Genomic DNA, 11,565 nt, shown 5'->3' on the forward strand with positions numbered 1-11,565 from the left:
CCAGACAATTCAAAATACAAATAAAATCATACCACCAATCAGCCTAAATATCAAAAAGATTTCAAAATGAAATCCACTAAATTAATCGACGATAAATCTTGCCATTACGGTATTTATAGCTAAAATCATTTTTCACTGAATGCTTGTTTAGGCAAAATCAAATTTAGAGCAATTCCCAACACTGCCGCCACCGCTAATCCCGAAAATTGGTACTGTCCTAATTGCAAATAAGCGTTTCCTATTCCAATAACTAGAATAGTCGATGAAATCATTAAATTTCTTTTCTCGTTGAAATCAACCCGCTGATCGATTAGTACTCGCAATCCACTTGAGGCAATCACACCGAATAGTAAAAATGAGATACCGCCAATGACCGGGCTTGGAATTGATTCAATCAATGCGCTTAATTTGCCAACAAAACTAAATACGATGGCAAAAAAAGCGGCACCCCCTAAAACATAAACACTATGCACACGAGTAATGGCTAACACACCAATATTTTCACCATAACTAGTCACTGGAGGCCCACCCACAAACGCCGCAATGACTGACGCAGTTCCATCACCGGCCAAAGTGTGATTCAATCCTGGGGACTTGAAGAAATTTCGTCCGGTTAACTGATTTAACACCATGATGTGACCCAGATGTTCGGTCATTGTCACAAACGCAATTGGTGCCATGCTTAAAATTGCGCCCCAATACAGTTGTGGGTGATACGTTAGGAATGGAACTTGAAAGGAAGGCAGGCTAAACCAGGCTGCATCCAGTACAGGTTTAAAATTAACAATCCCGACCAGTGCAGCAATCAAATATCCCACGACAATACCAAGTAAAATTGGAATTAAACCTAGAAATCCGTGTAGATACATGTTAAAGCCAATCGTAATCAACAGCGTCACAATTGCGACGGCGAAAAAACGCAGGTCATATTTCCCAGCCGCGTTGATTGTTGCATCCTTCGCTGCCGTGCTTGCTAGCGATAGTCCAATCACCATCACGATAGGTCCGACAATCACCGGCGGTAAAACACGGTCAATCCAATCCGAGCCAAAAAAACTAACAATTAAAGCAACAATTAGATAAACTGCCCCAACTGCAATTGTGCCTTGAGCGATTGCAGGATAACCAGCCGTCTTCATCAACGCCACCATTGGTACAATGAAGGAAAAACTCGATCCCATGTAGGCAGGAATTTTTGCCTTTGTAATCAAAATATAAAGCAGTGTACCGACTCCGGAACTAAATAGCGCAATCCCCGGGTTTAATCCAACCAAAATTGGCACTAAAACGGTTGACCCAAACATTGAAAACATATGCTGAATTGACAACCCAACCCATTGACCAAATTTAGGTCGATCACCTATATCTAAAACCACATCTCGTCGTTGCATTTTTTCATCCTCCTCAAACAAAAAAGACAGCTCTCACAATCCAGTAAGGATGCAAAAGGCTGTCTCGATGGTCATCATTTTATAATGGTAATTCTTTATACGAGATTCCATTTTTGGCCTCACTGGACCAAATTAAAAGGACATTTAATTTATCTGATATTATCCTATTTTAGCTATTTTGTCAATGACCGTTGCTGACGCCGACCCATCACAAAAGCAGTAATTGGTACTGTCAATATTACTCCCACAAACGAAACTAATACCATAATCAGTTCTGCCACGAAAATTTTATTATTAACAATTTCACCAAATGAATAATGCAGGCCTGCAAACCAGATGAAGAGGGCTAAGAACCCCCCAAAAAAGCCAAAGAACAGTGTATTAAAAGTTGTGCCAATAATTTGTTCACCAACTGAAATACCATTTTTAAACAACGCCTGAGCTGTGATTTGTGGATGTTGTTGAACGATTTCTGCTAGACCAGCAGCAATTGCCATTGCGGCCTCTGCAATAGCACCCAAAGTACTGAGTACCGTCGTTGTGACAGCAATTTTAAGAAATTTAATGCCAATCAAAATTGACATTCCTTCCAGATCATCAGAATCTTCCTCACCGAATCCTTGGACCATTGCCCAATGTTCAACCGGAATAATCAATAACACTAATAATACTAGTACCACCAGTGACGCATAAAAAGCCGTCTGGGTTGTCACTAAATCATCATCGCCCATAAAAATTGTGATCGCCAAAATAATCACCCCTGTTACAAGGGTGACGGCTAGAGGTGGCAAATGAAACGCAATCAAGATAACCGCCATGAACAAGAAACCAAAATTAAGGATCAAACTTAAGAATGCCTTCCAGCCTTGCCGCCCGCCAACAATCACCATCAACATTAATAACACTAGCCCAAGCCCTGTAATTGTCGTCATGCTTTCACCCGCCTTCCGAGTAATAAACCGGCCAACGCACTTGCAACTGGAATTGCCAAAACAATCCCGATCCCACTAATCAAGCTTTGTACTGTTCCTAAGCTCATATTCATTGCAAAAGTGTAACCCCAGGAATTTCCATTTTTGATATACAAAAGCGCCGAAGTAAATGTGTCCGCCATAAAAATCATGAACAAGACATTCACTAGTGGGCCCATAATTGTCTGCCCGACTTTACGACCTGACAAAAACAATTTCTTGGCTGAAATTGCCGGATCCAAACTTTTTAATTCAAATAAGGTAGCAACAATATCCGTTGATTCATCCATGACGGCACCCAGCGAGCCGAGCAATGTTTCAGCTAAAAATAACGGTCGCGGCACCTGGGTCACATATTGCATCGATTCATAATACATCCCCCGTTCATGTGTCAAACTGAAAACGGCCAGGCTAATCAAGACAGATATACTGGTTCCTATGATGGTTGCACCTAAGGTTGCCAGCATTTGTTTGGTTGCTCCTAGCACCAATAATAATGTCAAAATAGCAAACACAAATGACAACACACCAAAAATCAACATGACATGATTACCTTGTAAACTTAAATCAATTTGAATGGCAATGAAAAAAATGACACCATTTAATAGCACACTTAGGAAGGCCAACGAACCCTTACGACGCATGATCAAAATTAGTAGCACCATTACTAACCAAACTAAAAATACTAAGACACCATCACGTTTATAACCACTAATCGTACCAATCAATCGATGACCGCTGCTGGAACTTAAATTGACAAATAACTGATTTCCCCGTTGATATTTTTGGTCAAGCCCACCTGAGTCTGAAAATTCATTAGTTAGTGTGACCTTGTGATCTTTATATTTACCGTTCATAATTTTCACAATTAACTTTTGATTTGTTTCGTGATCCACATTCTGAAAAGTGTCAGTCTGCTTTTGCCTGATTCCATTTGTAACTTTAATTACTCGACCAATCGGCTTTTGATACAATTGCTGGTTATGGGTTACAAAAAACATCGCCACAATTCCTACCAGCAAAAAAACAAGCAATAGCCACTTAGTTGATGGATTTTTTATATGCGTTAATTTCATTATTAACCCCGCTCCAAAGTTCTGTGGCAATTGTACCGCAATCCAAATCAAATATGCCGGATAAAATGATTAAGAATCCACAAAAAAGCTCATCTCAATTGAGATGAGCTATCAGTCTATAATTATTTAGTACCAAAGAGTCGGTCACCAGCATCACCCAATCCTGGAATAATATAACCATCTTCGTTTAGTTTTTCGTCAAGCGAAGCGGTATAAATATCAACATCTGGATGCTTAGTTTGCAATGCTTTAACCCCTTCTGGAGCAGCAACTAGACAGACAAATTTAATATTGGTCGCACCACGTTTTTTAAGTGCATCGATTGCCATAATAGCTGAACCACCGGTTGCAAGCATTGGATCAACTACAAACAACTGACGTTGATCAATATCAGAAGGTAATTTAACAAAGTATTCATGGGGCATTAAGGTCGTTTCATCACGATACATGCCAATGTGGCCAACCTTAGCTGCTGGGATAAGTTCCAATATCCCATCAACCATTCCTAATCCCGCACGTAGAATTGGAATAATGGCAACTTTTTTGCCGGCCAATTGTTTCTTAACCGTTTTGGCGATTGGTGTTTCAACGGTAACATCTTCCAACGGCATGTCGCGCGATACTTCATAAGCCATCAATGTTGAGATTTCATTTACTGTCTCACGAAAAATCTTGGTCCCAATCTTTTTGTCCCGAATTAATGTTAACTTATGTTGAATTAGTGGATGATCAAGTACTTCAAATTTGCCCATGACAAACAAACGCTCCTTTTTGATTTCTTACCCATTGTACCAAATAATTAACAGCTAAAAATCATTTTTCAAAAAGTTTTTAAACTATTTTATGAGCAGCTGTTAATTGAGCCACTTGCGCCGCCACTGCCTTCATTTGTTGTTCATCATTGGAATGATCGATGACTTGCAAAATTAATTGCGCTACTTTTTTAGAATCAGTAACATCAAAACCACGACTTGTAATCGCTGGCGTGCCCAATCTTAACCCGCTAGTCACAAATGGACTAAGCGGTTCATTTGGAATTGATTCTTTGTTAGCTGTGATATGAACACTGTCCAACAAGCTTTGCAATTGTTTGCCATTAAGCTCAGTTTTTGAAATGTCAATCGTCATCAAATGATTATCCGTTCCGCCAGAGACCACGTGGACATTATCACTATCGTTAAATACCTGCGCCATGGCACTTGCATTATCAAGTATTTTCTGATTATAGTCACGAAATTCAGGTTGCAAATCCTCATATAGTGCTTGCGCTTTACCAGCAATCACGTGCTCAAGTGGTCCACCCTGAGTTCCTGGGAATACGGCAGAATTAATTTTTTTGGCATACTTAGTCTGGCTTAAAATCATACCACCACGCGGACCGCGCAAAGTTTTATGAGTCGTTGTTGTAACAACATCCGCAACTCCTACTGGACTGGGGTGCAGTCCCGTAGCGACAAGACCAGCGATATGAGCCATATCCACCATTAAATAAGCGCCAACCTCATCAGCAATCGCACGAAACTTTTGCCAATCAATAATCCGACTATATGCTGAAGCACCCGCCACAATTAGTTGTGGTTTAACTTTCTTTGCCTGCTTTAAGATCGCGCCATAGTCTAACATTTCTGTTTGCGGATTTAGGCCGTAAGCCTCTGTATGGTAAAACTTACCACTGAAATTAACCGGGGAGCCATGAGTTAAGTGACCACCGGCATCTAGCCCCATTCCTAAGATTGTGTCACCAGGGTTCAAAAATGCTTGGTACACTGCCATGTTAGCTTGTGAGCCAGAATGCGGTTGTACATTTGCATACTCAGCATTGAATAATTCTTTGGCATGATCAATGGCCAATTGTTCCACTTGGTCAATAAATTGACACCCACCGTAATAGCGTTTGCCCGGGTATCCTTCAGCATATTTATTCGTTAATACAGAGCCCTGTGCATCACGAACAGCATCTGAAACAATATTTTCGGATGCAATCAATTCAATCGTATCCTCTTGCCGCTTTTCTTCACTACTAATTGACTGCCAAAGTGCTGGATCCTTTTTACTATAATTCATTTTGACCACTCCTTCATGACAAACCATGAGTTGTTTGGAATATTGTTTTATTAAAATAGCTGACTTTATTCTAGCTGACTTACCACTAGAAAAAAACAGCAATATCAGCTTAACTTAAAATGTTTTTCACCAGCAGATTTATTTAAGCGGTTCATATAGGCATTTCCTAATCCATTTGTGGGGAAAGCTTGGACTAAAATTGCTTTAATTGTTGGTTGATCGTCAAATTGGCGCAGACCCGCAAATAGTTTAGCACTGGCGGCTGCAATTCCTTCCCCCAAAGAATATTTGGTAACATTATCTGCTGATTTCAAATCCTGTAAAACATGTGCTTCAGCCATCACACCAACTCTAGTTGTTCGCGTTGTTGCCCATTGGTAAGCTGCGTTCCAATCGGTCTCACGATCAACAATATAAACCTGTGCCTTCGGAGCATAGTGCTTATACTTCATCCCAGGAGCTTTTGGCGTTTCATCTTTTCCGACATGGTGATGATTAGTCTCAATGGAACCAATGATACTTTCAATTTGCGTTTTAGTAACCGCACCCGGTCGTAATATTACTGGCTCATCAGTCGACATATCAAGGACCGTCGATTCAACTCCAACCCTTGTAGGACCATCATCTAAGATCCCAGCAATTTTGCCATTTAAATCATGATAAACGTGTTGTGCTGTTGTCGGGCTGGGTTTGCCAGATGTATTAGCAGATGGGCCTACTAATGGACAATTGGCAGTTTTAATTAATTTTAGCGTGGCTTGATTATCTGGAAAACGAAACGCTGCCGTCGCCAAGCCACCAGTCACAGTCATCGAAAATGCACCAGGCTTTAACTTAAAAATCATAGTTAACGACCCTGGCCAGAACTGTTGCATCAATTTTCGTGCATCTGGTGAAATAAACGCTGCATATTTTTCGACTGTGTCTAAAGAAGCAATATGGACAATTAACGGGTTATCACTTGGGCGCCCCTTAGCAGCATAGACCTTTTTTACCGCTTGTTCGTTAGTCGCATCAGCTCCTAATCCATACACCGTTTCAGTCGGAAAAGCAACCAGTTCACCAGCTTTAATTAGATCGGCAGCTGCCTGGATTTGTTCTAATTTAAAAATTTTAGTTTCCAAAGTTAATCTCCTCCTACACAAACTTCCACGCGTGGAACATTCTTGGTTTACCACTAATATCACGTTTAATGTCTATTCTAGCAGTTGAATATCTAGTTTCGACAGCTTGTTTGATTAAGTCTTCCTGTTGGTAACCAATTTCACCAAATAAATGGCCATCAACTCGCAAAAATCGGTCAATCTGTGCCAATAACTGGTAATAAAATTCCATTCCATGTTGTTCAGCAAAAAGTGCCATTTTAGGCTCAAATTTAAGCACTTGCGGGTCCAGCAGTTCTATCTCTTCTGTGCCAATATACGGTGGGTTAGTTACAATTAAATCGAATCGATCCTTGATATTAGTAAATAAATCACTAGCGATAAATTCAACTTCGGCATTTAGTTGCTGTGCATTTTCGCGTGCAACTGTCAAAGCCGCTGTTGAAATGTCGCTAGCCATTACCTGCCAATCAGGTCGCTGCAATTTAAGTGTAATTCCAATCACCCCGCTGCCAGTCCCCAAGTCTAACACTCGTAATGCAGGGACTGCCGCAAATTCAGTTAAGACCCATTCAACCAGCTCTTCTGTTTCACTTTCTGGAATCAGCACGGCTGGCGTGACGGTGAAATTATTGCCATAAAAAGGCGTGTGTCCAACGATATATTGAGCCGGTTCAAAGTTATTTAATCGACCAATATCCCGTTGAAACATAAGCCATTCTGAGTTTGGCATCACTGCTTGCCGATTCATTAATAAATCTGTTGTCGTCCAGTTGTGTCGTTGCGTCAAAATAAATTCAGGTGCTGTTGTGTCAATTTTTTTTGTCACTATATGCGAAGAAGCCCAATTAAGGGCTTCTTGATAGGTTGGATTATTCATTGCGCAGATTCTCCATTTTTTCCGTCTGATCTGCAATGACTAGTGCATCAATAATTTCATCTAATTCACCATTCATGATCCGGTCTAACTTATTTAGGGTCAGTCCAATTCGGTGATCGGTTACCCGGTTTTGGGGGTAATTATAAGTTCGAATGCGTTCAGAGCGATCACCAGTTCCAACGGCAGACTTTCTTTGCTCATCATACGCGCTTTGTTCTTTTTGCTGATAATAATCATAAACCCTGGCGCGCAAAATTTTAATTGCCTTGGCTCTGTTTTGTTGTTGTGATCGTTCATCTTGCATCGCCACCACAATGCCGGTTGGCAAATGAGTCATTCGGACAGCAGACGAGGTTTTGTTAATATGTTGGCCACCAGCACCCGAAGAACGATAGACATCTGTCCGAATATCTTTAGGGTCAATATCAATATCAACATCTTCCGCTTCAGGCATGACTCCAACTGTGGCAGTTGATGTGTGTACACGACCAGCAGATTCCGTTACTGGAATTCGTTGTACCCGGTGAGCACCATTTTCGTACTTTAATTTTGAATAAACTTTATCACCAGAAATCATGAGAACAATTTCCTTAAAGCCACCAACTTCGGTATCACTTTTATCAACCACTTCAACCTGCCAGCCCTGCTTTTCAGCATATCGTGAGTACATATCAAATAAATCAGCTGCAAATAAACTGGCTTCATCCCCACCAGCAGCACCATGAATTTCCATGATAATATTTTTATCATCATTAGGATCTTTGGGCAACAACATTACACGCAGATCCTGCTCTAATTCTTCTTGTTGTGTTTTAGATTCTGCCAACTCTTCTTTAGTCAATTGTTCCATGTCGTCATCCAATTTCTCACGCAACAATTCTTCATCTTCATTAACTTGTTGAACAACTTTTTTATATTGATTATATTTTTCAACCGTTTCACGTAAACTGCCCTCTTCTTTGGACAGTTTCATAAACCGCTGCGTATCAGCAATCACCTCAGGATCACTAATCAATTCATTCAATTCATCATACCGATCAGCTACAGCTTGCAGCTTATCAAAAATTTCATCCATTTTTAATCTCCTAAATAATAGAGTGCTAATTCAACCGGGTAAGCTTCGTAAGCTAAGTTAATTAAGGATTGTTCGCGTTCTTGGCGAATGATACTTAATTAACTTAGCTCTAGAAGCTTGGTTGAATTTGCACGTTTCAAAAATCATAGTGCTAATTCATCAAATCTACTTCAACAGCGGATGAAAATAATGACGGCGGCAAACTGGATAATATGACTCATTGCCACCAATCATAACCTGTTCACCTTCATATACTGGTTCACCATCGTGAATCCGTAAATTCATGGTCGCTTTTTTCTTGCAAAACCAGCAAATGGTTTTCATTTCTTCCAGCTTATCCGCATAAATCAACAAATATTTTGATCCTTCAAATAGTTGATTCTGAAAATCATTTTTCAACCCAAACGTCATCACCGGAATATTAAGTTCATCGACAATTCTCGTCAACTGCAGAATATGCTCTTTTTTTAAAAATTGAGCTTCATCAACCAGAATACAAGCTGCATCTGGATTAGTCTGCTCAACGTATTCAAAAATATCTGTTTCATCCAAAACAGGAACTGCAGTGCGCTCCAATCCAATGCGACTGGCAATCTTGCCAATACCAGAACGGGTATCCAATCCACTCGTCATAATAATGACTGACTTACCCTGCTCTTCATAATTATGAGCAACCTTCAAAATTTCAATTGACTTACCAGAGTTCATTGCACCATATTTAAAAAATAATTGAGCCACAGTCATTCACCTTTTCTTTGCGTATTCCATCTTAGTATAGCGAAATTAGCACTTAAATTGAAGTCTTTAATTTGTCAGTACGCTAATTTCTTTCTTTTTTGCTAAATTAACGCTACAATTAAGCGATAATTTCAAAATCAAGTATGATATTAAATAGTTAAAAAACTATTGGAGGATCCTATTCATGTCGTTACGAAGTTCTGTTGCCACCGCTGCTGGTAAATCTAGTTATTGGTTCTTACATACCTTTCTACATGGAGGTAGCTCGCTGCCTGGTAAAATCACCACCGCTATTGACCCACAAATTCTGAAAGCATTTGGTCAAAAATATGATGTTGTTATTATCACTGGTACTAATGGTAAAACTTTAACTACTGCTTTAAGTGTCCGCGTGCTACAACAAAAGTACGATTATGTTTTGACCAATCCAACTGGTTCCAACATGGAACAGGGAATCGTGACCACCTTTATCACCGCTCATAAATCCAAAAATGGTAAAACTTTAGCCATTTTAGAAGTTGACGAAGCTAATATTGTCAAGGTAACAGAATATATTAAGCCAATTGCCTTCATTTTTACAAATCTGTTTAGAGATCAAATGGATCGTTATGGTGAGATTTACACCACCTATGATAAAATTTTGGCTGGGGTAAAAAAGGCCCCAAATGCAACCATTATTGCTAATGGAGACGCACAAATTTTTAACTCCATTGATTTACCCAATCCAATGATCTTTTTTGGCTTTGACCACACAGAAAACAAAGATATCAAGGCTCCCGCCAACACAGATGGTGTTTTATGCCCCAAGTGTAATCATATTTTACATTTTGGTTTTCTCACATATGGTAATCTGGGCAGTTATTTCTGTCCACATTGTGGCTTTAAGCGTCCCGAACTTACTTACAAAGTAACTAACTTAACACAACTAACTCCAACTAGTTCTAATTTTGAAATTGATCATCACCAATATGAAATTCAAATCGGTGGATTATATAATATCTATAACGCATTAGCTGCCTACGCTCTGGGACGCTTTTTAGGAGTTGAACCAGAACAAATTAAAACTGCTTTTGCCTCAGATAAAAAAGTATTTGGTCGGCAGGAAATGATTAACGTCGACGGTAAAGAAGTGACGTTGATTTTAGTCAAAAATCCAGTCGGCTTAAACCAAGTTATCGACATGATTTTATCAGACCAGCAACCTTTTTCATTCGTCGCATTATTAAATGCTAATTACGCTGATGGAATTGATACAAGCTGGATTTGGGATGGAAATTTTGAAAAGCTGCAACAACATGACATCCCCCAATTTATGACTGGTGGAGAACGTTATAAAGACATTACTTTTAGGCTTAAGGTGGCTGGTGTTGCCGACCCCATTATTGAACCTGATTTAACTAAAGTTGCTGAAAAAATCAAAGCTTTACCAACTAAAAAGGTTTACGTGCTAGCAACTTATACCGCCGTGCTGCAATTGCGGAAACAACTTGCGGAACAAGGATACATTAAGGAAGGAATGGATGCATAATGGCAACCTACACATTACATTTAGCCCATCTGTACGGGGATCTTTTGAATACTTATGGTGATGTTGGCAATATTTTGGCATTGCAATACTATGCTAAAAAAATGGATACTGAGCTAACAGTTGATGTCATTAGTATGGAAGAATCATTCAATCCAGACGACTTTGACATTGCCTTCTTTGGTGGTGGTCAAGATTATGAACAAATGATTGTATCGAGAGACATCCCGAATAAAAAGAATGGAATCGAGCAATTTATTTCTGAAAATAAACCCATGCTCGCAATTTGTGGTGGCTACCAATTATTAGGCCACTATTACATTGGTGCTGATGGAGAAAAAATACCAGGCATAGGTGTTTTAGACCATTACACTCTAAGCCAAAACAATAATCGTTTCATTGGTAATATCACCATTAAAAATGAAGATACCGGAGAAACTTACCACGGCTTTGAAAATCATAATGGGAGAACATTCCTTGGCACTGATGAAAAAGCATTAGGAACTGTCATTTCCGGTCATGGTAATAACGGCGATGACCACACTGAGGGTGCTATTTACAAAGAAGTTTTCTGTTCGTATTTCCATGGTCCCATTTTAACCAGGAATGGTGAATTGGCTAAACGAATGTTATTAAAAGCATTAAAAAATAAATACCCAGATGCAGACTTAACTAAACAAACTAATCTCCAGATTCAACCTACATTTTAAGGTATCAAAAAAGAGGCTGAGCAAAAACTATG

The 11,565-nt window shown here is 39.5% G+C and carries 11 protein-coding genes; 2 read left to right on the forward strand and 9 right to left on the reverse strand.

The window, feature by feature from the left end; all coding sequences use genetic code 11:
* Window positions 1-125: 125 nt before the first annotated feature.
* The 9 genes from WDC_RS00865 to WDC_RS00905 all read right to left on the reverse strand — a co-directional run bounded on the left by WDC_RS00865 (window position 126) and on the right by WDC_RS00905 (window position 9,298).
* The gene (locus WDC_RS00865; protein ID WP_044009923.1) at window positions 126-1,391 is read right to left on the reverse strand and encodes a uracil-xanthine permease family protein; all 1,266 of its coding nucleotides are present in this window, start codon (window positions 1,389-1,391) and stop codon (window positions 126-128) included.
* Between the two features lie 173 nt (window positions 1,392-1,564).
* The gene (locus tag WDC_RS00870; RefSeq protein ID WP_044009924.1) at window positions 1,565-2,323 is read right to left on the reverse strand and encodes a YibE/F family protein; all 759 of its coding nucleotides are present in this window, start codon (window positions 2,321-2,323) and stop codon (window positions 1,565-1,567) included.
* Window positions 2,320-3,438, reverse strand: coding sequence for a YibE/F family protein (locus WDC_RS00875; RefSeq protein WP_044009925.1), 1,119 nt, complete (start codon window positions 3,436-3,438; stop codon window positions 2,320-2,322). Before WDC_RS00875 ends, WDC_RS00870 begins: the two co-directional genes overlap by 4 nt.
* A gap of 122 nt (window positions 3,439-3,560) precedes the next feature.
* The gene (gene upp, locus WDC_RS00880; RefSeq protein WP_044009926.1) at window positions 3,561-4,190 is read right to left on the reverse strand and encodes a uracil phosphoribosyltransferase; all 630 of its coding nucleotides are present in this window, start codon (window positions 4,188-4,190) and stop codon (window positions 3,561-3,563) included.
* Window positions 4,191-4,269: 79 nt separating this feature from the next.
* Window positions 4,270-5,502 carry a serine hydroxymethyltransferase gene (gene glyA, locus WDC_RS00885; RefSeq protein WP_044009927.1) on the reverse strand — a complete coding sequence of 411 codons (1,233 nt, stop codon included), beginning with the start codon at window positions 5,500-5,502 and terminating at the stop codon, window positions 4,270-4,272.
* Window positions 5,503-5,606: 104 nt separating this feature from the next.
* Window positions 5,607-6,626 carry an L-threonylcarbamoyladenylate synthase gene (locus tag WDC_RS00890; protein ID WP_044009928.1) on the reverse strand — a complete coding sequence of 340 codons (1,020 nt, stop codon included), beginning with the start codon at window positions 6,624-6,626 and terminating at the stop codon, window positions 5,607-5,609.
* A 13-nt stretch (window positions 6,627-6,639) separates the two neighbouring features.
* A complete protein-coding gene (gene prmC / locus WDC_RS00895) occupies window positions 6,640-7,485 on the reverse strand; it encodes a peptide chain release factor N(5)-glutamine methyltransferase (protein ID WP_044009929.1) in 846 nt (281 codons plus the stop codon).
* A complete protein-coding gene (gene prfA, locus WDC_RS00900) occupies window positions 7,478-8,560 on the reverse strand; it encodes a peptide chain release factor 1 (RefSeq protein ID WP_044009930.1) in 1,083 nt (360 codons plus the stop codon). Before prfA ends, prmC begins: the two co-directional genes overlap by 8 nt.
* 165 nt (window positions 8,561-8,725) lie before the next feature.
* Window positions 8,726-9,298, reverse strand: a complete 573-nt coding sequence (locus WDC_RS00905; protein WP_044009934.1) for a thymidine kinase — start codon at window positions 9,296-9,298, stop codon at window positions 8,726-8,728.
* Between the two features lie 184 nt (window positions 9,299-9,482).
* On the opposite strand from WDC_RS00905, the gene WDC_RS00910 reads away from it, so the two are divergent.
* A complete protein-coding gene (locus WDC_RS00910) occupies window positions 9,483-10,826 on the forward strand; it encodes a Mur ligase family protein (protein ID WP_044009931.1) in 1,344 nt (447 codons plus the stop codon).
* A complete protein-coding gene (locus WDC_RS00915) occupies window positions 10,826-11,533 on the forward strand; it encodes a type 1 glutamine amidotransferase (protein WP_044009932.1) in 708 nt (235 codons plus the stop codon). Before WDC_RS00910 ends, WDC_RS00915 begins: the two co-directional genes overlap by 1 nt.
* Window positions 11,534-11,565 lie beyond the last annotated feature (32 nt).

The sequence above is a fragment of the Paucilactobacillus wasatchensis genome (assembly GCF_000876205.1).
Taxonomy (GTDB): domain Bacteria; phylum Bacillota; class Bacilli; order Lactobacillales; family Lactobacillaceae; genus Paucilactobacillus; species Paucilactobacillus wasatchensis.